The sequence below is a fragment of the Rugamonas rivuli genome, assembly GCF_009380165.1.
In the GTDB taxonomy this organism is placed as follows: Bacteria; Pseudomonadota; Gammaproteobacteria; order Burkholderiales; family Burkholderiaceae_D; genus Rugamonas; species Rugamonas rivuli.
Map to the genome: position 1 here is coordinate 329,559 of NZ_WHUF01000004.1, position 26,813 is coordinate 356,371.

At 64.4% G+C, this 26,813-nt stretch carries 19 protein-coding genes; 5 read left to right on the forward strand and 14 right to left on the reverse strand.

Going from position 1 to position 26,813, the window contains the following annotated elements; genetic code table 11:
- Nucleotides 1-47: 47 nt before the first annotated feature.
- A complete protein-coding gene (locus GEV01_RS16475; RefSeq protein WP_152806371.1) occupies nucleotides 48-1,169 on the forward strand; it encodes a branched-chain amino acid ABC transporter substrate-binding protein in 1,122 nt (373 codons plus the stop codon).
- Here the strand turns inward: GEV01_RS16475 and GEV01_RS16480 are convergent.
- The gene (locus GEV01_RS16480; RefSeq protein ID WP_152807070.1) at nucleotides 1,163-4,825 is read right to left on the reverse strand and encodes a response regulator; all 3,663 of its coding nucleotides are present in this window, start codon (nucleotides 4,823-4,825) and stop codon (nucleotides 1,163-1,165) included. The two genes, GEV01_RS16475 and GEV01_RS16480, sit on opposite strands and share 7 nt — an antisense overlap.
- Before the next feature lie 230 nt (nucleotides 4,826-5,055).
- Here GEV01_RS16480 and GEV01_RS16485 point away from each other — a divergent pair, with 230 nt between their 5' ends.
- Complete coding sequence (locus GEV01_RS16485; RefSeq protein WP_152806373.1) at nucleotides 5,056-8,157, forward strand: ligand-binding sensor domain-containing diguanylate cyclase; 3,102 nt, start codon at nucleotides 5,056-5,058, stop codon at nucleotides 8,155-8,157.
- Between the two features lie 76 nt (nucleotides 8,158-8,233).
- Nucleotides 8,234-10,057, forward strand: a complete 1,824-nt coding sequence (locus GEV01_RS16490; RefSeq protein ID WP_152806375.1) for a carbohydrate binding domain-containing protein — start codon at nucleotides 8,234-8,236, stop codon at nucleotides 10,055-10,057.
- A gap of 6 nt (nucleotides 10,058-10,063) precedes the next feature.
- Here the strand turns inward: GEV01_RS16490 and GEV01_RS16495 are convergent, their stop codons facing one another.
- From GEV01_RS16495 to GEV01_RS16530, 8 genes are all read right to left on the reverse strand, one after another.
- Nucleotides 10,064-10,549 (reverse strand): arsinothricin resistance N-acetyltransferase ArsN1 family B, encoded by a 486-nt coding sequence (locus GEV01_RS16495; protein WP_152806377.1) that lies wholly within the window; start codon nucleotides 10,547-10,549, stop codon nucleotides 10,064-10,066.
- 5 nt (nucleotides 10,550-10,554) lie between these two features.
- Nucleotides 10,555-10,956, reverse strand: coding sequence for a GFA family protein (locus GEV01_RS16500; RefSeq protein ID WP_152806379.1), 402 nt, complete (start codon nucleotides 10,954-10,956; stop codon nucleotides 10,555-10,557).
- On the reverse strand, nucleotides 10,957-11,685 hold the full coding sequence (gene phnF / locus GEV01_RS16505; protein WP_083296276.1) for a phosphonate metabolism transcriptional regulator PhnF: 729 nt from the start codon (nucleotides 11,683-11,685) through the stop codon (nucleotides 10,957-10,959).
- A gap of 75 nt (nucleotides 11,686-11,760) precedes the next feature.
- Nucleotides 11,761-12,606, reverse strand: coding sequence for a phosphonoacetaldehyde hydrolase (gene phnX, locus GEV01_RS16510; RefSeq protein ID WP_152806381.1), 846 nt, complete (start codon nucleotides 12,604-12,606; stop codon nucleotides 11,761-11,763).
- 16 nt (nucleotides 12,607-12,622) lie between these two features.
- Nucleotides 12,623-13,735, reverse strand: a complete 1,113-nt coding sequence (locus GEV01_RS16515) for a 2-aminoethylphosphonate--pyruvate transaminase (RefSeq protein ID WP_152806383.1) — start codon at nucleotides 13,733-13,735, stop codon at nucleotides 12,623-12,625.
- Nucleotides 13,736-13,765: 30 nt separating this feature from the next.
- Nucleotides 13,766-15,469, reverse strand: coding sequence for a putative 2-aminoethylphosphonate ABC transporter permease subunit (locus GEV01_RS16520; protein ID WP_235914394.1), 1,704 nt, complete (start codon nucleotides 15,467-15,469; stop codon nucleotides 13,766-13,768).
- Complete coding sequence (locus GEV01_RS16525) at nucleotides 15,466-16,575, reverse strand: putative 2-aminoethylphosphonate ABC transporter ATP-binding protein (RefSeq protein WP_152806385.1); 1,110 nt, start codon at nucleotides 16,573-16,575, stop codon at nucleotides 15,466-15,468. The genes GEV01_RS16520 and GEV01_RS16525 overlap by 4 nt, the downstream gene beginning before the upstream one ends.
- 10 nt (nucleotides 16,576-16,585) lie before the next feature.
- Nucleotides 16,586-17,605, reverse strand: a complete 1,020-nt coding sequence (locus GEV01_RS16530; protein ID WP_152806387.1) for a putative 2-aminoethylphosphonate ABC transporter substrate-binding protein — start codon at nucleotides 17,603-17,605, stop codon at nucleotides 16,586-16,588.
- Nucleotides 17,606-17,813: 208 nt separating this feature from the next.
- Here GEV01_RS16530 and GEV01_RS16535 point away from each other — a divergent pair, with 208 nt between their 5' ends.
- Entirely contained in the window at nucleotides 17,814-18,848 is a 1,035-nt protein-coding gene (locus GEV01_RS16535; RefSeq protein ID WP_152806389.1) for a porin, read from the forward strand.
- A gap of 53 nt (nucleotides 18,849-18,901) precedes the next feature.
- The gene (locus tag GEV01_RS16540) at nucleotides 18,902-19,357 is read left to right on the forward strand and encodes a GNAT family N-acetyltransferase (protein ID WP_152806391.1); all 456 of its coding nucleotides are present in this window, start codon (nucleotides 18,902-18,904) and stop codon (nucleotides 19,355-19,357) included.
- Here GEV01_RS16540 and GEV01_RS16545 read toward each other — a convergent pair.
- Genes GEV01_RS16545 through GEV01_RS16565 form a run of 5 tightly spaced genes read right to left on the reverse strand, consistent with a single transcriptional unit; the run spans nucleotide 19,308 to nucleotide 26,617 of the window.
- The gene (locus GEV01_RS16545; RefSeq protein ID WP_152806393.1) at nucleotides 19,308-20,051 is read right to left on the reverse strand and encodes a YoaK family protein; all 744 of its coding nucleotides are present in this window, start codon (nucleotides 20,049-20,051) and stop codon (nucleotides 19,308-19,310) included. The two genes, GEV01_RS16540 and GEV01_RS16545, sit on opposite strands and share 50 nt — an antisense overlap.
- Nucleotides 20,052-20,098: 47 nt before the next feature.
- Entirely contained in the window at nucleotides 20,099-21,520 is a 1,422-nt protein-coding gene (locus GEV01_RS16550) for a glycoside hydrolase family 19 protein (RefSeq protein WP_152806395.1), read from the reverse strand.
- A 9-nt stretch (nucleotides 21,521-21,529) separates the two neighbouring features.
- Nucleotides 21,530-23,872 carry a chitinase C-terminal domain-containing protein gene (locus GEV01_RS16555; RefSeq protein WP_152806397.1) on the reverse strand — a complete coding sequence of 781 codons (2,343 nt, stop codon included), beginning with the start codon at nucleotides 23,870-23,872 and terminating at the stop codon, nucleotides 21,530-21,532.
- A gap of 15 nt (nucleotides 23,873-23,887) precedes the next feature.
- The gene (locus GEV01_RS16560) at nucleotides 23,888-24,904 is read right to left on the reverse strand and encodes a cupin-like domain-containing protein (RefSeq protein ID WP_008451715.1); all 1,017 of its coding nucleotides are present in this window, start codon (nucleotides 24,902-24,904) and stop codon (nucleotides 23,888-23,890) included.
- A 3-nt stretch (nucleotides 24,905-24,907) separates the two neighbouring features.
- Nucleotides 24,908-26,617, reverse strand: a complete 1,710-nt coding sequence (locus GEV01_RS16565; RefSeq protein ID WP_152806399.1) for a glycosyl hydrolase family 18 protein — start codon at nucleotides 26,615-26,617, stop codon at nucleotides 24,908-24,910.
- Between the last annotated feature and the right edge of the window lie 196 nt (nucleotides 26,618-26,813).

Here is a 26,813-nt window from a genome sequence, read left to right on the forward strand (position 1 = left end):
TTGGCGATAATCTCGTCATCGCCTTACAACACACATCAGGAGATCGCATGAAATTGAAGCATATTGCAGCCGCCCTCGCACTGCTGGGCGCCGCCGGCGTCCAGGCACAGGACACCGTCGTCAAGATCGGCCATAGCGGCCCGCTGTCCGGCGCGCAGGCGTTTTCGGGCAAGGACAACGAAAACGGCGTGCGCCTGGCAGTCGAGGAACTGAACGCCAAGCCGATCACCGTGGCAGGCAAGAAGCTCAAGTTCGAACTGCAATCGGAAGACGACCAGGGCGATCCGAAAGCCGGCGTGGCGGCGGCACAGAAGCTGATCGACCAGGGCGTCAAGTACGTGGTCGGCCCGTACAACTCGGGCGTCGCCATCCCCGCCTCGCGCGCCTACAACGACGCCGGCGTATTGATCGCATCCGTCGCCACCAATCCCAAGCTCACCCAGCAAGGCTACAAGGGCCTGTTCCGCGTGAACGCCAGCGACTCCCAGCTGGGCACCAAGATGGCGCTGTACGCGGCCAATGAACTGAAGCTGAAGACCGTGGCCGTGATCGACGACCGCACCGCCTTCGGCCAGGGCGTGGCGGAAGAATTCAAGAAGCAGGCCAAGGCCGCCGGCATGACCGTGGCCGGCCACGAGTTCACCACCGATAAAGCCTTCGACTTTACCTCCATCCTGACCAAGCTGAAAAACAAGAAGGTCGAAGCGATCTTCTTCGGCGGCTATGCACCGCAGGGCGCACCGATGGCACGCCAGATGAAACAGCTGGGCATCAACGCCAAGCTGCTGGGCGGCGACACCATCTGCACCGCGGAGATGGGCAAGCTGGGTGGCGACGCCGTCGGCGAAAACGTCCTGTGCTCGCAAGGCGGCGCAATCCTCGACAAGGCAGCCAGCGGCCCGGCCTTCAAGGCCAAGTTCAAGGCCCGCTTCAAGCAGGAGCCGGATGTCTACGCGGCCGCCTACTACGATGCGACCATGATGTACGCGCAGGCGATGCAGAAAACGAATTCGCTCGATCCGCAGAAAGTGGGAGCGGCCATCAGCGCCGGTGCGTACAAGGGCGTGACCGGCACCTACTCGTTCGACGAGCACGGCGACATGAAACAGTCGCCTGTGACGATCTTCAACTTCAAGGGCGGCCAGCCGGTTCCACTGACCACCTATTGATGCAGGCTGGGGTCGGCCATCGCGGCCGCCCCGGTGGCGCTGTTGAGCACCGACAGCGCCAGCTCCATGTCGAAATCGCCGACCGCCTGTTCCAGCTTGCGGTAATGCTGCGGGAAGGACGCCGCCAGCAGCGCGCCATGTTCCACCAGCACCCGTTCGGCGCGGGCGTCGTCGTCGGCCAGCAGTTCGGCCAGTTCGCGCACGACGGCGTCGCGCTGAGCCGGGTCGACTTCCACGGCGGCCAGCGCCGCTTCCGCCGGCAGGCATTCAACGATGGCGGCCACCTGCCCCGCCAGCACCGATTCAAGCTGCGCCAACTGCGGCGCCAACCGCACCGACAGCTCGGCGGCGCCGGCTTCGCCCACCGCCGCCGGCGACAGCGCATGTTCCGCTTCCCCCGCCAGTAACTGCAAGGCGCTCGCGCCGATATTGCCGGCCAGGCCTTTGAGCGTATGCGCCCCGCGTTCGGCGCCGGCGCGGTCGCCCGCCGCGATCAGCGCGGAGATCTGCCGCACGGCGCCCGCCTGGTTGGCGACAAAGCCGCGCAGCATGGCCAGATAACGCGGCCGCTTGCCCAGCACGCGGCGCAAGCCGCTCACCATGTCCAGGCCTGTGATGGCTTGCGGGAAATCGTCTTCCTGCGCGGCCGGCGCGTGCGGAGGTGCGTGCGGCGAGGCGTCGTCCTGGACGCTGTCGGGCGCCGGCATCGCATGGCGCGGCGGCACCCAGCGCAGCAGCGCGCGCCACAAGTCGTCCGGTTCGATCGGCTTGATGACGAAGTCCACCATGCCCGCCTGTATGCACAACTCGCGGTCGGCCTGCATGGCGTTGGCCGTCATCGCCACCACCGGCAAGCCATCCAGCGCCGGCAAGGCGCGCAGCGCGCGGGTGGCCTCGACGCCGTCCATCACCGGCATCTGCATGTCCATCAGGACGATGTCGTACTGCGCGCGCTGCGCCATCGCCACCGCCTCCGCGCCATTGTTGGCGATATCCACCACCAGGCCGGCGTCGGCCAGCAGCTCCGCCGCCACCTGCTGGTTCAATTCATTGTCCTCGGCCAGCAGCACGCGGGCGCCGCGCAGGGTCGCCAGCGCGGCCAGCGTACTGACCGGCGCCGGACGCGCCAGCGCGCTGTCGTCCACTTCGCCACCCAGCAAGCGGATCAGGGTATTGAGCAGCACCGAAGCGTTGACCGGCTTGATCAGCACATCGTCGATGCCGGCGCTGTGCGCCTGCTGCTGCACTTCCTCGCGGCCGTAGGCAGTCACCATCATCATGCGCGGCGGCTCCTGCAGCGCCAGCGCCTTGATGGCGGCCGCCGTGTCGATGCCGCTCATGCCCGGCATCTGCCAGTCCAGCAGCACCACGTGCAGCGGCTCGCCGCCGACGGCGGCATCACGCACCATGCCCAGCGCCTCGGCACCGGACGACGCCACCCGCACATCGAAGCGCATGCCACGCAGCAGTTCGGCCAGCACGCTGCGCGCGCTGTCGTTGTCGTCCACCACCAGCAGACGTTTGCCGCGCAGGTCCGGCGACGGCAGCAGCGACGGCCGCGCGCTCTGGCCTATCTCCAGGCGGGCGGTGAACCAGAAGGTCGAACCAACTCCCGGCTGGCTCTCGACGCCGACTTCGCCGCCCATCAGCTGCGCCAGTTTCTTGGAGATCGCCAGGCCAAGGCCGGTGCCGCCGTATTTGCGCGTGGTGGAGGCGTCGCTCTGCTGGAAGCTCTGGAACAGCTGTCGCATCTGCTCTTCGCTCAAGCCGATGCCGGTGTCGCGCACGGCAAAGTGCAGCAGCACGCGGTGCTCGTCGCTGCCGCGCACGCGCACCGTCACCGCCACCTCGCCCTGCTCGGTGAACTTGACGGCGTTGTTGGCGTAGTTGATCAGGATCTGGCCCAGCCGCAGCGCATCGCCCACCAGCGCGGTCGGCACGTCGGGGGCGACGTCGAACACCAGCTCCAGGCCCTTGGCGTTGACCTTGTCACCGATCAGCGTGGCCAGGTTCTCCAGCAGCTGATCGAGTTCGAACGGCTGGTTCTCCACCTGCAGCTTGTCGGCCTCGATCTTGGAGAAATCCAGGATGTCGTTGATGATGCCCAGCAGATGCTGGCCGGCGCGCTGGATCTTCTGCACGTAGTCGTGCTGGCGCGGCGTCAGGCCGGTCTTCAGCGCCAGGTGGCTCATGCCGATGATGGCGTTCATCGGCGTGCGGATCTCGTGGCTCATATTCGCCAGGAACAGCGACTTGCTGCGCGTGGCGTCTTCGGCGGTCTGCTTGGCGGCGCTGAGCGCCTGCCCCGCCGTGTGCTCGGCGGTGACGTCGGCCAGGTAGCCGTTCCACACTTCCTCGTCCGCGTGCTGGTGCACGCAGGTGCAGTGGATGTCGACCCAGCGCGCCGCCACCAGCCCCTGCGCGCCAAACTCCACGCGGCGATGGATGGACCAGTGCTGCCGCGCGCTGTCGGCGATCTGCGCCAGCAGGCCTGCGCGGCCATCCGGATCGAGCAGCGCAAACAGCATGGCGCCGTCGTCCAGCACATCGCTGGCCTGCAAGCCGGTGATGGCGGTGATCGCGGGGCTCATGAAGCGGAAGCGCGGCTGGCCCGACGCGTCCATCTGGAACTGGTACACGGCCACCGGCAGGTTGTTGGTGATCTCGCGCATGCGGCGCTCGTTCTCGAAGCGCAGGCGGCGCGCGCTTTCGGCGGCGCGGGTGCGGCCCGTGACCACCATCGCGCACAGCCAGACGGCGGCGATGCAGGCGGCGGCCAGCGCCAGCTGGTTCCACAGCGGCAGCCACTCGGCCTTGTCCTGCACGACCAGCACGCGCCAGGCGCCGCCGTCGTCCGGCCAGTTCAAATTGCTGGCGGCCAGCGCGTGCGTGCGGCCGTTGATGCCGACCTGTTTGCCGGTCGGTTCGAACGGCAGCTGCAGCGGGCCGGTGCCGGAGAACAGCTCGCCGAACTGCTTCTCCTTTTCCAGCTGGGCGAGGCGCGCAGGCGCGACCTTCCCGGCCAGCGTGAACAGCCACTCGTTGCGGTTGGTGGCGAACACCACGCCGTCCGGCGACAGCAGCAGCACCGGATCCTTGCTGCGGGAGAGAACGCGGTCGATTTCACCGGCCGGCATCTTGATGGTGTAGACGCCGGCAATCGGCGTATCGCGCGAATTGCCGCTGTAGATGGGCGCGGCGAAATACAGTCCGCGCTCGTGCGAATTGCTGCCGATGGCGGCGTAGACGTTGGCCTGTCCGCCCAGCGCGCGCCGGCTGTACGGCCGGTAGCGCAGGTTGCGGCCCACGCCGATGGCCTTGCCCTCTTTGTTCAGGTAAGCGACGGTGGTGCCCTCGCCGTTCAGCACGAACACGGTGTCGGCGCTGTACTGGTCGAGGACTGCGGCGAAGTCCACGTGCAGGCGGTAGGCGTCCGCCGCCAGCTCGCCGGCCAGCAGCAGCTTGACGCTGTCCTCCACCAATCCCATGAGAATCGCGCCGCCCATCACGCGGCCGTCGGTACTGTCGATCTGGATCTGGCGCGCGATGTCGTCCGCCGCAGCCTTCAGTTCGCGCGCGTGCTGCTGGAACACCACCTGGCGCTGGATCAGCACCGCGCCGCCGGCCAGCAGCAGCGCCAGCGCGGCCCAGCGCATGGCACGCCTGCCCGGCAGGCCGCGCTGCCGCAAAGCGGCCCATATGTGCAAAGGCTTCCGGGCCGATGGCGGCGCCGGGTGCTGGGGTACTCCGTCTGAAGATCCGTCCATGGCGCCTTGCGTTGCATGAATGTTTGTCTTTCGATTATAGCGGAAAAGTGTTGCGCAACCGCTTCCATGGCGGCCATTTATGTGCTTTACTTGGACAGCCAAAATACCAAGGTCACACCATGCCGCGCACGCCCTTACGCCACATCCTCCGCCTGCTGCTGTGCGGCGCGCTGGCCTGCCTGCACGCCGCGCCATCGCTGGCGGCGCCGCGCCCGCTGGCCTTCACCGCGGTCGATTCGCTGGGCGCCGACAGCCGCGCCATCCTCGCCATCCTCCAGGACCGGCAGGGTTTCGTCTGGATCGGCACCATCGAGGGCGGCTTGTTCCGCCACGACGGCCATAAGCAGGTGCGCTACATGAACGACCCGTCCGACCCGCACAGCCTTCCGGGCGGCCGCGTCACCTCGCTGTTCGAGGACGAAACCGGCAAGCTGTGGGTAGGCACCGACGAAGGCCTGGCGCGCTTCGACCCGGTGGCCAACAACTTCACGCGCTATCTGCCCAAAGGTGGGCCGAACAACGCGCGCATCGTGCGCCGCATCGTCTCCGACTACAAGGGCGGCATGTGGGTGGCGACTTGGGGCGGCCTGCATCACTTCGACCCGCGCAAGGGCAGCTTCGTCATCTACCAGCACGACGACGCCAAACCGGACAGCCTGACCTACAACGACATCAACGCCGTCGCCGTCGACAACAAGGGCGGCGTCTGGGCCGCCACCTGGCCCGGCGGGCTCGATTACATGGCGCCCGGCGCCACCGGCTTCCAGCACTTCCGCGTCGACGACCCCGATCATCCCAATCCCAAGGCCAACGACGTGCGCGCACTGTACTTCGACAGCGCCGCCACGCTGTGGATAGGTTCGGCCGACGGCCTGGTGACGTGGAAGGCGGGAGAACCCTGGGACAAGCGCGAGGCCTTGTCCGTGCAGGCCAAGCGCGTGACCGACATCGACGAAGACCGCGCCGGCGACATGTGGATCAGCACCCGCACCAGCGGCCTGCTGCGCTGGGACCGCGAGCTGCGCCAGTTCCAGTCCTACCGTCACCGCGCCGAGGACGCGCATAGCCTCAACAGCGACGCCATCAACACCACCATGCGCGACCGCAGCGGCACCTTGTGGGTAGGCTCGCTGACCGATGGCGTGAGCCGCGCCAACCTGGGCAACCACGGCTTCGAACGCTTCGTCCCGCGCGACGTCGATCCGGACTTCGTCAAGTCCAGCAATTTCGTGCGCAGCGTGGGCGCCGCCGCCAACAACCAGCTGTGGCTCGCGCTGGACGACGGCCTGGCGCTGTTCGATCCGGCCAAGCGCGAGATGGTGCGCACCTGGAGCGCCACGCCCAAGCGCCCCGGCGCTCTCAGCTCCAACGTCATCTACAGCACCTACCAGGCGCCGGAAGGCACGCTGTGGATAGGCACCTCCGAAGGCCTGAACCGCCTGGACAAGCAGGACGGACAGTTCAAGGTGATCCACTTCGGCAGCAAGACCACGGACTTCATCAATTCCATCGCGCCCGGAAGCGGCGGCGTGCTGTGGCTGGCCACCGGCACCGCGCTGCTGCGCTACGATCCGGCCAGCGGCGCGGTGGAGAGCCACGCGCACGACGACAAGAACCCGGACAGCCGCAGCGTCAACGGCGCCACCACGGTGGTGGAGGACAGCGCCGGCCGCGTATGGAGCGGCGAGTTCTATCGCGGCGGCGGCCTCGATATGCTGGACCCGGCGACCGGCAAGTTCCGCCACTTCCGCCTCGATCCGAAGAATCCCGCAAGCCTGAGCAGCGACCGTGTCAGCAGCCTGCACCAGGATGCCGACGGCAGCATGTGGGTCGGCACGTCGAAAGGCTTGAACCACGTGGTGGCCGGAAAAAACGGCGCCTTCACCATCACCCGCATCCAGGAGAAGGGTGAACTGGGTACGCGCCTGATCGAAGCGATACGCTCGGATAAAAACGGCATGATCTGGGTGACGACGGCGGCGGGCCTGAGCAAGATCGATCCGGTCTCCAGCTCCGTCACCGAATACTCGGTGGAGGACGGCCTGACCGAGGGCTTCTACATGGACTCCGCCGCCAACACCAGCAACGGCTTGCTCTACTTCGGCAGCAGCAGCGGCGTCACCGCCGTCAATCCGGCGATCCACAGCAGCGCCTCTCGGCCGCCGCAGTTGGCGATCACCGACATCCGCGTGCTCAATCGTTCGCTGGGCGGCAAGAACCCGCCTGCGGACGTGGTGCTGGAGGGCAGCCTGACGCAGCCGCGTTCACTGAGCCTGCCGTGGATCGCCAACACCATCTCGATCGAATTCGCCGCGCTGCATTTCGCCGAGCCGCGCCGGAACGCCTACTCCTACTGGCTGGAAGGCTTCGACCAGCAGCCGGTGCAGGCGGATGCAGGACATCCGGTGGCGACCTACACCAATCTGGCGCCGGGCAAGTACCACTTCCACCTGCAGGGCACCAACAACAAGGGCGTGGCCAGCCGCGACGAAATCATCCTGCCGATCACCATCACGCCGCCGGTGTGGGAGACGTGGTGGGCGCGCAGCGCCGTGGTGCTGCTGGTGCTGGCGTCGATGGCGGTGCTGTTCCGCTGGGCGGTGCGGCGCCTGAATGCGCGGGCGCGCGAACTGGAAGCGCTGGTGCAGGAGCGCACGGAGGCGCTGCGCGTAGTGCAGCACAAGCTGGCCAACCTGTCGGCCACCGACAGCCTGACCGGCATCGCCAACCGCCGCTGCTTCGACGACCAACTGGCGCGCGAGTGGCGGCGCGCTGCGCGGGAAGAAAAGCTGATGGCCGTAGGCCTGGTGGAGATCGACCATCTGGGCGCCTACCGCGACCACTACGGCCAGCAGGCGGCGGACGATGTGCTGCGGCGCGTGGCCGATGCGTTGAGCGGCGCGGTGCAGCGTGCGGGCGATCTGGTGGCGCGCTACGGCGCCGGCCAGTTTGCCTTCCTCGCCCCCGGCACCAGCGGCGAAGAAGCGATGCTGATCGCGCGCCGCATGGAGGATGCCATCGCCGCGCTGAACCTGCCGAATGCGAAAGCGTCATCGGGTGGCGTGAGCGCCAGCATCGGCGTGGCTTCGCTGCCGGCGGCGCAGGACGGCAGCACCGAGGATCTGGTGCTGGCGGCCGACCAGGCGCTGTACCGCGCCCGATCGGAAGGGGGCAAGCGCTGCGTGCTGGCGCCCGAGGACAAGGCGACGCAGTTGGTCTAATCAGTTTCGTCTTGTGCCCCCGCTAGTGGAGAAATGTTGTTATTATTGACACACCTCCACCACAAAAACCCAGACCATGCGCTTTCAACTCACCTCCCGGCTGCCCGTCCTCCCCTTTGCCTTGTTGCTCAGCGCCGCCGGCATCGGCAATCATGCCTACGCCGAAACGGCGCCGGCAACGCCCCATTTCTCGGACAACGCGACGCCCTCCTGCGAGAACTGCTTCAAGAAACGCTGGATCTATTACTACGGCGGCCTGGGCTACAAGCGCGGCGTCGAGAACGCCTCCTACAAAAAACTCGTCGAGCTGATCGGCCGGGCCAAACAGGCGGGCTACAACGGCATCATGCTCAACGTCGGCGGCGACGATTCCTACACCTCCTTGCTTAACCCGAGAGAGGCGCCGGAATTCCAGGCGAATTTCGACGAGATCAAGAAGCTGGCCAGCGACAACGACATCGAACTGATACCGGTCGGCGGCAGCCCCGACGTCGCGGCGAAAATCGACTCCACGCTGGCCGAGGCCCTACCTGTCAGCAATACGCCTTTCGTGGTGGAGGGCAGCAAGGCGACGCCGGTGGGCGGCTCGATCGTGAGCAACGGCGGCTTCGACAAGGGCACCGAGGGCTGGTACTTGTTCGACACCAGCGTCCACTACGACACCAGCGGGCAAAACGGCGCTGTCAGGCTGGACCAGACCGATCCGAATGGCCGGGCGCGTCTGTACCGGCCTTTCACCAAACTCAACCCGCACACCGCCTACCGCCTCTCCTTCTCGGTGAAGACCCAAAACTACGACGCCCCGCTGCGCATACAAATCTTCCCGCCGGCGGAGGACGACCCCAAGACCGACATACCGCTCTACCTGAGCCGCAACTACCTCGGCTGGGGCACTACCAACGGCAAGTGGAACGCCAAGGCCAACGCCATCGCCACGACCCAGGACTGGACGCGCTACAACATCGACTTCAACACCCGAGACTACACAGGCTTCCGCCTCTACATCGGCGCCTGGGGCAACGGCACCACCAAGACCGGCTTCGCCTTGATCGACGATATCGACATCCGCGAGATCGGCCTGGCCCACGCCGTGCGCCGGCCATCGCTGCCGGTGGTGGTCAGCGCCGAGGCCAACGGCGGGCGCACCGTCTACACCGAAGGCAAGGATTACGAGGTCGGCGTCGAGTCGCTGCTCATTCTGGCCGGCAGCGACATCCATGACAAGGATCGTCTGCTGGTGTCGGGCTACCAGGAGGCGACGAATATGCTACCGGTCTGGAACCCGCCGGGCAACTCCTGCTCCAGCAAATACTACGACGTCCAAAGAGCCGCCTACCAGAACATCAAGCAACTGTTCGCGTCGTCTAAATTCTTCATCAACTACGACGAATGGCGCATCATGAACTGGGATCTGTCCTGCGGCAATCTGACGGCGGGCGAATACCTGGCCAACACCGCCAGGACCATGCAAAACATGCTGTCGAGAGAGAACCAGAACATCGACATGTATGTCTGGAACGACATGTTCGATCCCTACGCGAACGCGGTCGACCATTATCTGGCGGTCAACGGCACGCTGCTGGACGGTTGGAAGGGATTGCATAGCAACACGACCATCATGAACTGGATTCATAACCGGACGAACGAGAACCTCCAAGTCCCCTCGCTGAAATTCTTCAGCGATAGAAAGTTCCACCAGATGATAGCGCTCTACTACGACGACCGCACCCTGGACCGTACCAGGCAATGGCTCGACAGCCTCGACGCCGCCGAGAAGGACGGCGTGACCGGCGTGGACGGCTTCATGTACACCACCTGGCAAAACAACGACAACTACGACGACCTCGAAAAAGTGTCGGAGTTGATCAAGTCGAGCTATTCAAAGCGCTGGCCGAAGTAAGCAGGTCTAGGAAAGCTGCAGCTCCCAGTAGCCGACATCGATCCAGCGGTCGAATTTTCGGCCTACCTGCTTGAAGTGCGCGACCTTCTCGAAGCCCAGGCTTTCGTGCAGCGCCACGCTGGCTTCGTTGGGCTGGGCGATGCCGCCTATCGCCATGTGGATCTCGCGGGCGCGCAGCTCTGCCAGCAGCACCTTGTACAGCGCCGATCCGATGCCCTTGCCGCCCTGCCCGAATGCCACGTAGACGCTGGTCTCGGCGGCGAAGCGGTAGGCGCTGCGGGCACGCCACTTGGTGGCGTAGGCGTAGCCGAGTACCGTGCCATCCCGCTCATATACCAGCCAGGGCAACCCGGCGGTGACGTCGCGGATGCGTCCCGCCATCTCATCCGGCGTGACGGCATGCTCCTCGAAGCTGATGGTGGTGGTGGCGATGTAGTGGTTGTAGATGGCGACGATGGCTGCGGCATCGTCCGGCGTGGCGGGTCTGATCATCGGTGTCAAAGATAACGGGTTTCGGCGGGCGGCGATATCCAGTTGTCGGCACGGCCATCGACGTAGGTGATGGGGGCGTTGGCCAGCACCTCGTCGCTGACGCCATCGAGGCTGGCGACGTTCACGCCGTAGAACACGCCGTAGCGCGGCGAATTGCCGATGCCGTAAGGGCGCACGCCGCAATGCTTGCAGAAGTAGTGATGCTCGTTCTTTGCGCCGAACTGGTAGACGTTCATCTCGGCCTCGCCGGCCAGCAGGCGGAAGGCTTCCGGCTTCACCATCACGGCCCAACAGCGTATCTTCAGGCAGAACGAACAATTGCAGCGCAGGCTGCCCTGGCTCAAATCGATATCCGCCTCGAAGCGCACCGCACCGCAATGGCAGCTGCCGTTGTATGTCTTCATCATTTAGTCCGGTTCGATCACCAGTTGTACGGCGGCGCTGCTGAAATTGGAGATGCCGTATTCGAACGGCTTGCCGTCCTGGTCGACATAGACGGTTTCCACATACAGGATAGGCAGCGAGGTCGGTTGCCCCAGTTGCTGCGCCACTTCGTTGGTCGGCAGGCGCGCGGTGATGCGGCTCAATTTGCGCTGGAACTGCTCGACGCCGAACTGCGCCAGCGCCAGGTGCGTCTTGCCCGCCTTCGAATACGCCTCGCCGAATCCTTCGAAGCGCGGCAGCGGAAAGTACTGGGTGCATACGCCGATCACTTTGCCGTCGACCACGTCCAGCGAATTAACCGCCAGCGTCTTCGCGCGCGAAGTCAGGTCGAGCAGGCCGGCGATCTCCGCCGAAGGCCGCAGGCTTTCCCAGTCGAGTATCTCGCTCTTGCCGACACGGCGCGCTTTGACGACGCTGTGCGCAAGGCGCGTACGACGGCCTATCTGGTAATCGATGAAGTCCTCGCGCACGAAGGTGCCACGGCCGTGCACCACTTCCACCATGCCTTGCTCGACCAGGGCCTTCACCGCCTGCCGCACCGTATGCCGGTTGACGGCGTAACGTTCCGCCAGTTCCGTTTCGTTCGGCAGGCGCCCTTGCAGGCGGCCGCCCAGGATCTCATTGCCCAGCGACTCCTGGATCTGCTTCCAGACGGTGGTGCCGGCCTGGCGGACGATCATATTTTCAGACATTCAGCAGTACTCCATCGGGCGGAAAAAGGGACCGCGCCGATTGTCGCATATTTGCCGTGGAAGTGGTACGCGCGCCTATGGCCGCTCCCCCAGACGCAGCCTGGCCTCGATCAGCGCGATCGCCTCCGGCAGCCCGGCGATGCTGTCGATGACATAGTGGGCGCCAGCCGACAGCAGCTTGTCCGCCGCCGCCGCGCCAAGGCGCTCGCGCTCGGATTCGGGCAGCGCCGCCAGTTGCTGCTCCGTCAGGCCGACCTCATTGCCGGACATGGCCACGCCCACCGTCCACATGCCCGCAGCCAGGCCTTCCGCGATGCCGGGAGTGGTATCGTCGATCTTGACGCAGGCCGGCAAGTCCTTCACGCCCAGCGCGATCACGTTTTCCAGCGCCATCCATGGGCCGGGGCGGCCGCCCGGCGGCAGGTCATCGGTGGCGACGGCGTGATCCACCACCACGCCATCGGCGACGGCCTTGGGCAGCAGCTTGTCCATCACCACGCGTGGATAACCGGAACAGGAGCCGATCTTCACGCCACGCGCACGCAGCGTGGACAGCACCTCAACCGCGCCGCGGATCGGGCTGGAATACTGCCCGACGCGCTCCACCTGCAACGGCAGGAAGGCGCTGTACAGCGCATCGACATCGGCATTCGCCATCGGTGCGCCGAGGCGCTCCAGCCAGCGCTGGGAGACGCCGTCCTGGCGGCCCAGCGCCTGTATGTGGTCCCACTTGGCCAATCCCATCGGCACGCGGGCCTCCGCCAGCGAGATGTCCACACCGAAGCCGGCGAAGGCGTCGATCAATACCTGCGTCGGCGCGAACGAACCGAAATCGACCAGGGTGCCGGCCCAGTCGAAGATGACCGCCTGCACGCCGCCCTTGTAGGCCGGCGCTCGCTGGCTGTTTGTAATGATGTTCATGCTTGATATCCTCAGGTTAGTTGGTCTGCATACCCATGTCCGCCAGCACGCTGGCGATAGCCGCGACGCCGCGCTCCATGTCGCCGGAGTCGATGGCGCCGATACAGCCAACGCGGAAGGTCTCCACCGCCGTCAGCTTGCCCGGGTACAGGATCACGCCGTGCTCCTTCACCCGTCGATAGAACTCGGTGAAATTCCAGTTCGGATGGTCTGGCGCATGGACGGTAACGATGATCGGCGCCTGTATCGACGACGGCAGGAAGGAGCGCAGTCCGATGGCGGCCAATCCATCGATCAGTGTTTCGCAATTGGCTTCGTAGCGCGCCAGGCGTGATGGCTGGCCGCCCTGCTCTTCATACTGGTCCAGTGCGCAGTCGAATGCCGCCACCACGTGCGTGGGCGGCGTGTAGCGCCACTGGCCGGTCCTGCTCATGTAGCGCCATTGGTCGTGCAGGTCCAGCGACAGCGAATGCGAGCGGCCTTCCGCCTGCTCCAGCGCATCGGTACGCGCAAGCACAAAGCCCATGCCCGGCACGCCCTCCAGGCACTTGTTGCTGGAGCCGACCACCGCTTCGAAAGCCAGTTCGCGGCAGGACAAAGGCAATGCGCCGAAAGCGCTCATGGCGTCGATCACCAGCTTGCGGCCTGCGGCGGCGACTTCGTGGGCGATGTCGGCCAGCGGATTGAGGATGCCGGTGCTGGTCTCGCAGTAGATCACACCGACGTGGGTGATATCGGGATCGGCGGCCAAACGTTCGCGCACCACAGCCGGATCGACCGGCGAGGTCTCGCCGAAATCGGCGACGTCGACGCGGCGGCCCATCATGGCGGTGAGCTGCGCCATGCGCTTGCCGTAGGCGCCGTTCACCAGCACCAGCAGCTTGCCGTCACGCGGCATCAGCGTGCCGATGGCCGCTTCCACGGCGAATGTGCCGGACCCCTGCAGTGGCACGCAAGCGTAGTTGTCGCCGCCGTCGATGATGGAAAGCAGACGGCGGCCAAGGCGCGCGGTCAGCGCATTGAAGTCGCCGTCCCACGAACCCCAGTCGTGCAGCATGGCGTTCTTGGTACGGGCGGTGGTGGTCAGGGGACCAGGAGTTAACAGCAGTGGTGCTTGCATGGATGTCATATCAAGTGAGGTAAAAAAATGTAAAAAAACTCAGGCAGCACGCCAGCTTTGCAGGCGCCGTTCGCACCACCAGCCCAGGGCATTCAGCACCAGGGATACGAGGCAGGAACTGCCAACAATCAGCGTGGCCATGGCGGCGGCTGCGGCGGTATCGCCAGAATCGTCCATGTTCAACACCGCCAGCGACGCCAGTTCGGTATCCGGGCGATAGAGGAAGATCACGCAGCTCACCGTCGTCATGCAGGAGACGAACAGATAGCGGAACACGTTCAACATGGACGGCAGCACCATGGGCAAGGTGACGCGCAGGCAGCAGACCCACCAATGACGTCCAAGGCTACGGGAGGCGGCTTCGATTTCACCGTCGATCTGGCGCAGCGATGTCGTCAACGTCAGGTGCGCCGTGGTGTAGAAGTGGCTGACGCACGAAGCCACCAGCACCGTCATGCCGCCATACAGGCCATGCAACGGATTGGCTGGAGCGCTGAAGAACAGCACGTAGCCCAGTCCCAGCACCATGCCCGGCACCGCCATCGGTATGATGGCAATGGCACGCGACAGCGGCACGGCGATGCGCGACTGTGGCATCTTCTCCATCAGATAAGCGTTAAGGAACACCAGCAACGTGCCAGCCAGCGCACTGGTCCCGGACAGCAAAAGGCTGTTGAGGAAAGAACGCCAGCCGCCGCCATCCTGATGTTCGAAATCGAAGTGCGCCAAAGTCAGCTCAGTGTTGTATGGCCACAGCTTGATGAACGCCGCCGCGACCGCAACGCCGGTCAGCGCCACCAGGAACAGCGCTACCGCGCAGCAGGCTGCCGACAGCGCCGTATCGCGCCATGCGTTCGGCGCGGCGCGGTATTGCACCGAACGGCCGTTCATGGCGCCTTGCGCGCGCTTCGCGACACGGCGCTCGATGACAAAGCTGGCCAGCGCCGGCAGCAGCAACAGCAGGCCGATGACGGATCCTCGATTGAAGTTCTGCTGCCCCAGCACCTGCTTGTATGCCTCCAGTGCCAGCACATTGGTCTGACCGCCGATCACCTTGGGCACGCCGAAGTCCGTCACCACCATCGTCAGTACCAGCGTGGCGGCGGACACCAGGCCATAGCGGGCATTCGGCAACGTGATGGTGAGGAAGCGCCGCACCGGTCCGGCGCCCAGCGCCACCGCCGCTTCGTACAAACGCGCATCCGCCACCGACAGCGCGGCGGTCAGGATCAGCAAGGCGTGCGGAAAAGTGTAGAAGGCTTCGCCCAGCACAATGCCGAGCGGACCATAGATCGTTGCGCCGCCCAGCCAGCCCTTGATCAGTCCCTGATTGCCAAACAGGTAGACCAGCGAAATCGCCGGCATCAGCGACGGCGCCAGCAGCGGCGACAAGGCGATCAAGCGCAGCCAGGGCTTGCCGGGGACGCGGGAACGTGTCAGCGCGAAAGCGAATACGAAGGCGGCAGGCAGCACCAGCATCAACGTCATCGCAGCCAGCTTCAGGCTGTTCCAGGCGGCGGCCTGGATGCGCTCCTCGGCGACGGTCCGCACAACCTGCGACAGGCCGACAAACGCGCCGCTGGAGTCCTGCCCCGCCTTGATAAAAATGGCCGCCAGCGGCAGCGCGACAAACAACATCAACGCCGCCACGCAAAGCCATTGCAGCAGGCCGGCGATCCGCTCGTCGATACCTTGCAGGCCGGCGCCGAAGCGGATGAAACGCGGCATCGTCAATCCGCTCATGCCGCACCATCGACGAAATAACGCACCTTGTGCGGTGCGATCGAAACGGGCACGCGCTGGCCGGGCACCAGCAGTTCATATCCGGGCTCGTTGCGCGCCACATCGACCGTCAGCTCGACATGGCGCTCGGCCGCCAGCGTCAGCACCGCGCGCCGCACGCCGCCGAGAAAGTCCACGCGTTCCACGATCGCCATCGTCATGCTGCCGCCGGCCGACCAATGCGGCTCGACGCAGATATCCTCCGGGCGGCAAAACGCCGTCGCGGCGCGCGCGCCCACCGGCAGGCTGAGTCCAAACGACATATCGCCCGCCGTTACAAGCCCGGCTTCGTTCTGGTGCACCGGCAGCCAGTTGGCGCAGCCGACGAAATCGGCGACAAAGCGTGTGGCGGGTTCGCGATAGATCTGCTCCGGCGTTCCGACCTGCTCGATGCGGCCATGCGCCATGACGGCGATGGTGTCGGCGATGGCCAGCGCTTCCTCCTGGTCGTGCGTCACCATGATGGCGGTGATGCCCAGCCGGCGCTGCAAGCTGCGCAACTCCTGCCGCAGATTGTCGCGCACCCGCGCATCCAGCGCGGACAGGGGTTCGTCCAGCAGCAGAAGACTGGGCGACGTCGCCAGGGCCCGCGCCAGCGCCACGCGCTGCTGCTGCCCGCCCGACAGCTGCGCCGGATAGTGCTCCTGCTTGCCGTCCAGCTCCACCATCTGCAGCAGCTGCGCGACGCGCGCGCTGCGCTCCTTGCGCGGCAGCTTCAATGCGTATGCCACGTTCTCCGCCACCGTCAGGTTGGGGAACAGGGCATACGATTGGAAGACGATGCCGTAATCGCGCTTGGCCGGCGGCAGGATGCCGATATCGCGCCCGCCCATCACGACCACCCCGCCATCCTGCGCCTCCAGTCCGGCGATCACCCGCAGCAGCGTCGTCTTGCCGCAGCCGGATGGGCCAAGCAGGCAAAGGAACTCGCCACGCCGCACCGTCAGGTCGATCTGGTCCAGCACCAGCGTCGAACCGAAACGCTTGCTAACGCCTTCAATGCGCAACCAGTCCGCCTGCGGCGATGCGAGTTCTGGCACGGACAACGGGAAATCGGTCTGCTTCATGTTCCTGCCCTTATTTCGGCTCTGCCTTGCCGTCGTAGCGCCGGGTCCATTCGGCCAGGATGCGTTCACGCTCGCGCGCGGACCATTTCAGATCCTGCTTGATCAGCAGCGTTTCGTAGCCGGCTGGGATGGCGGGGTGCGGCTTGGTAATGCCGGGATACGCGACGATGGCGAAGTTTTTCGCAAACAGTTCATTGGCCGACCGCGATGCCGACCAATCGGCCAGCTTGCGCGCCGCTTCCTGGTTCTTGCTGCCTTTGAGGATGGCGGTCGCCTCGATGTCCCAGCCCAGGCCTTCTTTCGGCAGCACCACGTCCAGCGGCGCACCGCCTTCCTTCAGCTTGGCGGCGCGGTACTCGAACGAGATCCCGATGGGGAACTCGCCGGCAGCCGCCTGTTTGCACGGCTTGGAGCCGGAGTGCGTGTACTGGGCGATGTTCTCATGCAGCTTGTCCATGAAGGTCCAGCCCTCTTTTTCGCCGAACAGCGACAGCCACGCGGTCACGTCGAAATAGCCGGTGCCGCTGGAAGCAGGATGCGGCATGACGATCTTGCCCTTGTACTCGGGCTTGAGCAGATCCTTCCACGATTCCGGTTTCTTCAATCCCAGCTTGGCCGCTTCCACCGTGTTGAAGCAGATCGCCGCGCCCCACACATCCATGCCCACCCAGCTCGGTGGCACAGCGCTGTCGACATAGCGCTTGGACAGCTTGTCGACATCCTTGGGCGAGTAAGGCTGCAGCATGCCTTCCTTGTCCAGCAACAGCAGCGCGGTGGCGGCCACGCCCATCACCACGTCGGCTTGCGGTGCGGCTTTTTCGGCCAGCAGCCTGGCGGCGATGATGCCGTGCGAATCACGCACCCATTTGAGCTTGATGTCCGGATTGTCGGCTTCGAATTTCGCTTGATAGGCTTTCAGTTGGTCCGCCTCCAATGCGGTGTACACGGTCAGCGTGGTGTCGGCATGCGCCGCCAGCGCGCCCATGGACAGGACGGCGGCGAGCGACTTGCGAATATATGAGACGGACATCTGCAGCTCCAGAAAGTTGAACGAGAACGCCATCTTAGCCATCGAATGTGACGGCTCAATGACATCTAGATGTCTGTATTTTTATTTTGATCTCGATATTTAGTCGTCTAGACGTCACGATCTTGTAATAATCGGCGATTAAGCTTCGGCGCTCAGGCATCGGACCTGGCATGGGCACCTCTTCTACTCTTCATCGGGAATCAACGGAATGAACAAACAACTCCTCGCCGCCGCGTTGTGCGCGGCCTGCACCGGCGGCGCGCTGGCACAATCGAACGTCGCCATCTACGGCGTGCTGGATGTCGGCGTCGCCACCGTCTCCGGCGCCACCGCCGGCAGCTCGGGCTTCAACGGCAACGACACCAAGATGCAAAGCGGGACGCTGCAAGGCAGCCGTATCGGCTTCAAGGGCGCGGAAGACCTGGGCAACGGACTGTCGGCCATCTTCACGCTGGAATCAGGCATCCTGGCCGACACCGGCGCCTCCGACCAGGGCGGCCTGCTGTTCGGCCGCCAGGCTTTCGTCGGCATCAAGAGCAATACGCTGGGCGCGATCACGATGGGCCGCCAGTACGGGCCGGAATACCTGGCGTGGAAACTGGTGGAGCCGATGGACGACGGCTTTGCCGGCGCGGGCAGCAATCTGTTCGCCACCAACGGTAAGCGCATCAACAACGCAGTGAAATACACGACGCCCACCGTCGGCGGCGTCACCGCAGACGTGCTGTATGGTTTCGGTGAAGTGGCCGGCAACAGCGCCGCCTCGCGCGACATCGGCGCGTCCGTCACGTACGCAGACGGCCCTGTGCTGTTCAAGGCCGGCTACAACTCGCTGAACAACGCCACCGCCAGCGACAAGTCGACCAACTATGTCCTCAGCGGCAGCTACAACTTCCAGGTGCTGAAGGCGATCGTCATCTACGGCAGCAACAAGGGAAGCGGCAGCACCGACAATCGCGACCTGCTGCTCGGCGCATCGATCCCGTTCGGCGCCAACACGCTGCTGGCGAGCTATATCCGCAAAGACGACAAGAGCAGCGCCGACAAGGACGCGCATCAAATCGCCGTGACCTGGACCTACGATATGTCCAAGCGCACCATCGCCTACATGTCGGCGGCGCGCATGGTCAACAAGAACGGCGCCGCGTACCATACCTACAGCGCGACACTGCCAACAGCGGGCCAGCCCGGCGCCGTGGGCGGCACGCGTGAGTTCAACGTCGGCCTGCGCCACGCCTTCTGATTTTTTTACCAACACGGGGATGGCGCCGTTCCCGTGCCTACACGCCAGCCACCATGATTATTCGAAAAGCCGTCATCACCGACCTGCCCCGCCTTGCCGATCTGTTTTTTCAGCTGGGCTATCCCAATACCGTCACCGATCTTGAGCAGCGCTGGGATGAATTCAACAGCCGCGATGCCAATTGCTGGGTCGCCGCGAACGATGAAGGGATCATCGGCGTCGTCACGCAAAACTACGTGCTGCCGATGAACACGACGGCGCAGTATGCGGTGATCACCGCTTTCGTCGTCGATGAAACGATACGCCGAAGCGGCGCCGGCACGGCGCTCATTCGATGCGCGGAACAGGAAGCGGTGGCGCGCGGCTGCAGCCATACGGAACTCTCAAGCAGCATGCGCCGGCCGCTTGCGCACCTGTTTTATGAGCACTATGGATTTACCGAAGTCCCCAAGCGCTACGTCAGGGAGTATTTCGCCCGCGCGCGTGCAGATCATCGAACACCGGAATAATCGCCAGCGACAGCAGCGCCAAAGCCAGCGGCACGGTGACGATGAAGCCCAGGTATTTGAAGCCGAAGGCGCCAGCCAGGCCGCCCAACAGGAACATCGCCAGCAAGGAACCCAGTAGCCGCAACTTGCCCCGGTCTGCCATGACCTTGTCCGCCGAGGCGCTGCTATTCCAGAAAAACAGTTTCCCCAGTTCGATGCCGATGTCCGTCACCAGGCCGGTGACATGTGTGGTGCGGATCTCGGCACGCGACACCTTGGTGACGATGGCGTTTTGCAGCCCCATGACAAAGCACAGCAAAGCGACGATGGCCGATATCTGGCCGGAGGCGTCCAGCCGGGCGCCCATCAGCCCAAAGCACAGCAGCAGCGCGGCCTCCACGATCAGCGGCAGCGCATACTGGCTATGCGCGCCGCGCCGCCGTCCCCAGTTGATGAGGATCGCGGAAACCGCTGCGCCAGACAGAAACGCCAGCAACGACACCAGCCCCGCCGCCAACAGGCGCACCTCGCCCAGCGCGGCGTTGTCGGCCAGCGCGGAGACGATGCCGGACATGTGCGATGTGTACTGTCCCACTGCGAAAAAACCGCCGGCATTGACCGCGCCGGCCACGAAGGCCAGCGAACGGCCAAGGCGGCGGTTGCTGATATCGGTGCGTTGCGGGCTGGTTAAAGCCCGCAGGTAGTGCATAGGCATGGTCGGCCTCCCTGTTGCTGTCGGCCCGACCATTGTATGCCATCACATCATTTGAGCGTCACATTCCAGTTCTTCTCCACGCACTTGGTATAGTTGCCGGCGATGAGAGCACTGTATGGCGTTTGATAGCTCACCAGCTGGCACTGATAATCGCCGCCGTTGTTCCAGTTCTTCTCCCAATAGATGTTGTAGGCCGCAGAACTGGAACCCGTGAAGCGCTGCATGTTCGCACACGACAGCTGCTCGCTGCCGACGTTCCAGCCGATGTCCGCCGCGAACTGCTTGTAGTAGTCGATGCGGTTCTGCGCTGCCGCCTTCTCCGTGCCGGTGCCGCATTCGGCGTTGATGATCATGATGGTGGTGGCGAAGTTGTTACCCGCGCCAGCCGCCTTGTCGGCCGCATTCGGCACCCACGTCCCGTCCAGCACATGCAGCATCGATGGCTTGGGCGGTTGCGGGTAGACGAAGAAGAACGTCGCCGAGGCGAGGTTCAGCCAGGTCGACGCCACCAGGTCGGGATTCTTCAGCAGCACCGACTGGTCGCCGTTGTACATCACCTGCGAGAAAGGGCCGTAGTTGTAGTTGTACGAGAGCTGCTTGGCGCCGCGCCCGTAATACTTCTTGAAGCTGCCGTCGGCGTTTTTACCGCAGGTCCAGACAGTGTTGAACACCGGGTCCGCGCATTCGACGTTGTAGCCGCAGTTGGTGCCGGTTTCGTCGCAACCCATCTCGCGCAGATACTTCAAGCCCTGGCGCCACTGCGGCAGCGGGATGCTGGCGTTGTGGTCACCCGTCTCCTGCGCGAAGTGAGCGAACATCGTCGCCAGCGTATGGCGGCAGATGGCGTCGGCGTCGCGGCCGTCGGTGTAGTCGCCGCACACCGCCGGGAACTTGGCCACCGCCTGCAGGAAGCGGCCGTACGTGTAGCTGGGCTCACGGATGCCGAAGTAATAGTCCCACTTGGCCGACGTCAGCAAGCGCTCCACCCGCTTGACGTTGGCCGGGTTGGCCGCCGCGCCGGGCGACACCGCGTCCACCGCCGCGTTGTCCAGCGTGCGTATCGACGCTTTCACCGTGCGGAAGAAGTCGTTGTTGGTCAGCTGCGCTTCGCGCGCTTCCGCCTGGGCCTTGGTCGGCACGCTGCCCGGTTGCGGCGTGCCTGGATCAGGCGGTTGCGGATCGGTGGCTTCGCCGATGTACTTCCACGGCCCCCAGGTATCGGTAGGATTGGGCGCGGTGCCCTGCACCCACCATTTGGCCTCGTACTGCTTGCCCTGGTAGATCGCGCACATGCCGGCGGTGTAGACCGCGGTGGCGGTCCATGCCGGGCATGCGCTGGCGGCGGCGGTGGTAATGCCGCCGGAAAGCACGCGTGGTGCGGTGCTGCTGGCCTGATCACCGCCACTGCCGCCGCCACAGGCGGACAGCAGCACGGCGCTCAGCACAGCGATGCTGTGAACTGATTTCATCGCATCCCCTTATTTCAACGCGACCGGCAGGCCGGGATACTCGTCGCTCAAGGCGTAGCGCACGCCCCCCACCGTGATCACGTAGGCGGACGGCCCCGAGATCGGCAGCGAGTAGTTCAACGTGATCGACACCGAAGCGCCAGGTGCCAGCGACTGCCACGTTGGAATGGTGAACTTGGCATGGTTGAAGTTGGCCTTGAAGCCGCCGATGTTGTTCGGCCCCGTGTAACCAGCCTTGGTGACGGTCAGGCCATAACCCGATTGGTCGCTCATGTTGGCGGGCGCCGATACCGGATAGTCGAACTCCACCACTGAGCCGCCCGGGATGGTGACGGTGGTGTTGTTCGTCAGCGTCATCACAGGATTGATCGGGTAGTTGCTGTCGCCGAGCTTCCAGCCGCCCAGAGTGATGGACACCTTGGCGCTGCTGGCCGGGATCGGCGATTCCGCACGCACCGCGCCGTAAGGGCTGGCGGTCTTGAAGGCGTTGTAGATGTTGGTCGTCAGCGTGTAGCCCATGAAGTACTCGCCTTTGCCACCGTTCTTGCTGGCGTCCCAGGCGTAGTCGCCGGCCAGTTCCCAGATCATGATGCCGCCGATGCCCTGGTCGATCACGTACTGGGTCTTGGCTGCCATCGATTGCGCCGTCTCGGTGGAGATGAAGACTTTGCGGGTGGCGTTCCACAGCCACGGCGCCGCCATCGTGGCGCTGTAGTTGGCGGTGTAGGTGCCGGTGATGGTTTTCTCGGTGACGCCGTAGACATCCAGGTAGTCCGGCACGATGGCGTTTTGCAGGTTGAGTGCATGCCACAGCGGATTGCCGCCGCCAGGTACAGGCTTGCCGTTGGTATCGAGGTCGTACCAGACGTTGTCGATGCCGACCGCGCCGGTGCCGCAGGTTTTGACGCCGGCGCAGGTGACGGTGTCGTTCACCAGCGGTGTGGTGCCCCACAGGCCGTTGGTTCCGCCGGTGACATCCTTCCAGCCACGCGTGTAGTACGGCACGCCGACGTTGATGCGGCCGGCCTGCAATGCGCCACGGTAGTAGCGGTAAGCCCAGTCGACGTTCAGGTAGCCGATGCCGCCGTACGAGTAGGCGTTGCCGGCGCGGAGTTCGGCGTCGTTGCCGTCGTCGAACAGCGCGGCGTTCGGGCCGACGTACTGGTTCCAGCCGCCGTGCAGGTCATAGGACATCAGGCTGGCATAGTCGAGGTACTGCAGGCCGGAGAGGTTTTCCTCGCCGCGCAAGATCCAGCCCGATGCCGAGCCGGCGATGGTCAGCATGTAGTACTTGTTGTCGGCGACGGCTGCGGTGTCGAGCTTCTGGCGCACGGTTTTCAGCAGCACGTTGTAGCTCTTCATCAGGCCTGCCAGGCGAGGCTTGGAGAGGCCGAAATCGAGCGGGTTGCCGGCTTCGTTGTTGGTGGTCGGGTGCTCGTAGTCGATGTCGATGCCGTCGAAGAAGGTGTATTGACGGAGTACGGCGACCATCGAATCGGCCAGCGTGTTGATGCCGGTGGTGTTGAGCGAGCCGTCGGCGTTGGTGGTGGCGGTGTAGTAGCCGCCGCTGCCTGCCCAGCCGCCTACCGACAGCATCACTTTCACGCCGGGGTAGCGCTTCTTGTATTGCGCCAGCAGGTTGAAGTGGCCTTTGTACGGCAGCGATGGATCCATCGCGGCGGCGGGGATGGTCGGCCAGGTCAGGCCGGTGTCCGGGTTGTTGGCACCGGTGCCCAGTTGGACCTTGGCACTCGCGTCCACCGAGGCGAAGGCGTAGTTGATGTGGGTGACTTTGTCCCACGGGATGTTGTTGACCAAGTAGGCCGGCGTGTTGTTCGCGCCCGTGCGCCAGCTGGTGAAGTAGCCGACGATGCGGCGGTTCAGGCCATTGGCCAGCTTCTCGCGGCCGTTGGCGTCATACACGCCGCAGTAGTTCACGTTCGGCACCGGCGAGGTCAGGCCGTCGGGACGGCATGCGACCGGCGTTGGCGTCGGAGTTGGTGTCGGCGTAGGTGTCGGCGTAGGCGTCGGGGTTGGAGTAGGTGTCGGAGTTGGCGTTGGCGTTGGCGTTGGCGTCACGGATTGCAGCGCCCATGGTCCCCACTCCTCGGTGCCTGGCACGTTATTCTGGGTCCACCATTTGGCCTTGTAGGTATTGCCGCCATAGGTCACGCACATGCCGGCGGTGTAGATCGCGCCGGACGACCATGCAGGGCAATCGGCGGCGGCAGCGGCGGTGTGCACGCCGCCCAGCAGTTTAGGCGCAGGCGTTGCGCTCTGGGGATCGGAACCGCCGCCGCAGGCAGCAACGGCGCTGCCGATCAGCGCCAGCATCAAAAGGTTATGTCGCATTTTGTCTCCCGTATTTTAGAAATCGTGATTGTTCGGGTAATGGCTGTAGAAATCGTTGTCCCACTTGAAGTGGGTGGCAGAGATGGTGATGGTGATGTCCAGCGCTTCGACGAAGTGCCACCAACCGACGGGCAGGAACAGGATCTCTCCCGGTTCCAGCACGCAGTCGATGACCGGCACGTCTGCCATCATCGGAAAACGCTGCAGGTCGATGTTGCGTCCATCGACCGGTGTAAAGCAGTGACGCTGGTTGTACAGCTTGGGCGTATCGCAAGGCGCGATCAGCCGCACGCGTTTGCGGCCCGCGATCTGGATCATGAAGTTGTTGGTCAGGTCGTGATGGAACGGCGTGATGGTGCCGGCCGGACCAAACCAGAAAAAGCCCCGCCCTTCCGGCGTCAGATAGTCCGTCAACGGCGGCGCGTCGGCCATCAGCTCCTGCAGCGACTCGCGATTCTGGCCGTCGTTATTGGCCGTCATGTAGAAGTCATTGGTATGGCCGCTGTCGCGCACCAGCGCCACGTACTCGCCGAAACGCATGCGGCGCTTGTGGGACAGGCTGTTCATCTCGTAGTCCGGATCGGCGCTGCGGCCGAACTGCACTTCCACCATGCGGTCGCCAAGCTGGCTGCCGAGATAATCCAGCGTCCACTTGCTGCGGGCCGCGCAGTCCTCCAGCATGCCGGTGATGATCACCGGCTGGTTGCGCAGGTAGTGCTGCTCCAGGAACTCCGCGGCGGAAAGGCGCTCCCGTCGCGGCACCACGGCCGGTGCCAGCCGGTTCAATTGCGACTGGATGCGCAGCACCCAGTCCCGCTTGGCCAGCCGGTTATGCAAACGCGATACGCCCTGCAGGTAAGGGCTGCGCAGTGCGGAGGCGATCTCCGCGTGCGCATCCCTCGCTCCGATGCCGGACTGGATCAGGATGCCGGCCAGTGTATCCGGCCGGCTGCCGAGGATCAGGTTCTCGGCGATCCAGCTGCGCCATGCGTCGCTGACGCCGATGGTTTGGACAGCGGCATGGCGCTTCATGGCTTAGCGTCCTTTCCAGACGGCGCTGGTCAGCGCGCCGTTGGCGTCGCCGTCCAGCTCCCACGAGAAGGCGCCGCGCAGGCCCTGGTCCTTCATGTACTGCATCTTGGTGGCGATCACGGTCGGATCGTCGTAGCTCCACCATTCGCCGGTGCCGGTGTACAGGAACAGCTGCTTGGTCTGCGGATGGTACCAGCGCGTGCCGGACTTGTTGACCAATACCTTGTAGTCGTCGATGCCGGCTTCGTAGGTGCCGGCCGCGCCGCCGGTGGTGGTTTGATACAGGCCGTTGGCGTTAGGGCCTGCGGCTACGCCCTTCCATCCACGTCCGTAGAACGGCACGCCGAGCAGGATCTTATTGCGCGGCATACCGGCTGCCACCAGCGCCGTGACAGCGTCGTTGGTGTTGTACTTGGCGAGGACGCCGGTCGCTGGATCGGCCGGATCGTGGTACAGCGGCGAGTGGAAGTTGGTGGTGCTTTCCCAGCCGCCGTGGAAGTCGTAGGTCATCAGGTTGACCCAGTCCATGTACTGCGAGTACACGGCCGGTTCGGTCTGGGCGATCTTCTCGGTGCCGGCGCCGATGGCGGCCGTCAGTGCATAACGCTTGCCGTCGATGGCGCCTTGCGCATCCAGCTGTGCGCGGAACTCGGCCATCAGCAGCGTGAAGTTATGCTTGTCGTTGACCGCATCGACCGTGTTGTATGGCTGGCCACCACCGCCCGGGTATTCCCAGTCGATGTCGATGCCGTCAAACACGCCCTTGGCGGAGCCTGCGCCGCCACGGCCATCCTGCACCGGCAGGTCGCCGGCGATGAACATCTTCACGCAGGACTTGGCCAGCTGCTTGCGCAGCGCGTCGGTCTTGGCTGCGGCGGAGAAGTTCTTCGACCAGGTCCAGCCGCCCAGCGAGATGAACACCTTCAGGTTGGGGTGCGCGGCTTTGAGCAGCTTCAGTTGCAGGAAGTTGCCGGTCAGCGGAGCGTCCCACGGCACGGTCTTGCCGTCCACGGTGCGGACAGGCTGGCGTTGGTAGTCGGCGTAGGCGTCGCCACCGGTGCCGGCTTGCGGCGAGGTCGGCGTGTCGTTGCCCACTTCGGCGCGCGTGACCATGTCGCATTCGTAGCCGCCGTTCTTGGCGTAGGTGTTGCCGAAGGCGTAGTTGATGAAGGTGAGCTGGTCGGCCACGCTGGTCTGCACGCCATTCACCGGGGTCTTGGTGGTGTGGATGTCGGCCACTTCGTAGCTGCGGCCGTAGACGCCCCACTGTGCAAAATAGGAGCCGATTTCGCGGCCGCCGACTGGCGTAGGAGTAGGTGTAGGTGTTGGCGTCGGAGTTGGGGTAGGCGTCGGAGTTGGCGTCGGCGTTGGCGTTGGCGTTGGCGTTGGTGTCGGCGTTGGGGTAGGCGTTGGTGTCGGGGTCACGGCTTGCAGCGCCCATGGTCCCCATTCCTCGGTGCCGGGGACGTTATTCTGCGTCCACCATTTGGCCTTGTAGGTGTTGCCGTTGTAGGTCACGCACATGCCGACGGTGTAGATCGCGCTGGACGACCATGCCGGGCAATCGGCGGCTGCGGCGGCGGTTTGTACGCCGCCCAGCAGTTTCATTTGTGGTGTGGCGGTGGTGGAGCCGTCGCTCCCTCCGCCGCAAGCCGCCAGCATGCTGGCGATAAGGCCGAGTACGGCCGCATTTCCCTTGACTGCACGTTCCATGCTTTCTCCTCCTGGGTTGGTGAATCTATGCTTTTATTATTTTTTCAGGATGGAGCTTAAAAAAGTGGTAGTCAAGTGGTTTTGTTTTATTACATCCAATCAAATACCAGTTTCAAAATAGGAAGAGTAATTGCAGCAAGAATAGATATGGAACTTGAAAGAGATAGTGAGCACACACCAACCAGCACACGCACAA

Bases quoted from the DNA above. Each gene is read 5' to 3' on its own strand.
- GEV01_RS16490 (WP_152806375.1), top strand. From the start codon at position 8,234: ATGCGCTTTCAACTCACCTCCCGGCTGCCCGTCCTCCCCTTTGCCTTG.
- GEV01_RS16555 (WP_152806397.1), bottom strand. From the start codon at position 23,872: ATGCGACATAACCTTTTGATGCTGGCGCTGATCGGCAGCGCCGTTGCT.
- GEV01_RS16520 (WP_235914394.1), bottom strand. From the start codon at position 15,469: ATGAGCGGATTGACGATGCCGCGTTTCATCCGCTTCGGCGCCGGCCTG.
- GEV01_RS16495 (WP_152806377.1), bottom strand. From the start codon at position 10,549: ATGATCAGACCCGCCACGCCGGACGATGCCGCAGCCATCGTCGCCATC.
- GEV01_RS16515 (WP_152806383.1), bottom strand. From the start codon at position 13,735: ATGACATCCATGCAAGCACCACTGCTGTTAACTCCTGGTCCCCTGACC.
- GEV01_RS16500 (WP_152806379.1), bottom strand. From the start codon at position 10,956: ATGATGAAGACATACAACGGCAGCTGCCATTGCGGTGCGGTGCGCTTC.
- GEV01_RS16485 (WP_152806373.1), top strand. From the start codon at position 5,056: ATGCCGCGCACGCCCTTACGCCACATCCTCCGCCTGCTGCTGTGCGGC.
- phnF (WP_083296276.1), bottom strand. From the start codon at position 11,685: ATGTCTGAAAATATGATCGTCCGCCAGGCCGGCACCACCGTCTGGAAG.
- GEV01_RS16545 (WP_152806393.1), bottom strand. From the start codon at position 20,051: ATGCCTATGCACTACCTGCGGGCTTTAACCAGCCCGCAACGCACCGAT.
- GEV01_RS16560 (WP_008451715.1), bottom strand. From the start codon at position 24,904: ATGAAGCGCCATGCCGCTGTCCAAACCATCGGCGTCAGCGACGCATGG.
- GEV01_RS16565 (WP_152806399.1), bottom strand. From the start codon at position 26,617: ATGGAACGTGCAGTCAAGGGAAATGCGGCCGTACTCGGCCTTATCGCC.
- phnX (WP_152806381.1), bottom strand. From the start codon at position 12,606: ATGAACATCATTACAAACAGCCAGCGAGCGCCGGCCTACAAGGGCGGC.
- GEV01_RS16475 (WP_152806371.1), top strand. From the start codon at position 48: ATGAAATTGAAGCATATTGCAGCCGCCCTCGCACTGCTGGGCGCCGCC.
- GEV01_RS16540 (WP_152806391.1), top strand. From the start codon at position 18,902: ATGATTATTCGAAAAGCCGTCATCACCGACCTGCCCCGCCTTGCCGAT.
- GEV01_RS16530 (WP_152806387.1), bottom strand. From the start codon at position 17,605: ATGTCCGTCTCATATATTCGCAAGTCGCTCGCCGCCGTCCTGTCCATG.
- GEV01_RS16525 (WP_152806385.1), bottom strand. From the start codon at position 16,575: ATGAAGCAGACCGATTTCCCGTTGTCCGTGCCAGAACTCGCATCGCCG.
- GEV01_RS16535 (WP_152806389.1), top strand. From the start codon at position 17,814: ATGAACAAACAACTCCTCGCCGCCGCGTTGTGCGCGGCCTGCACCGGC.
- GEV01_RS16480 (WP_152807070.1), bottom strand. From the start codon at position 4,825: ATGCGCTGGGCCGCGCTGGCGCTGCTGCTGGCCGGCGGCGCGGTGCTG.
- GEV01_RS16550 (WP_152806395.1), bottom strand. From the start codon at position 21,520: ATGAAATCAGTTCACAGCATCGCTGTGCTGAGCGCCGTGCTGCTGTCC.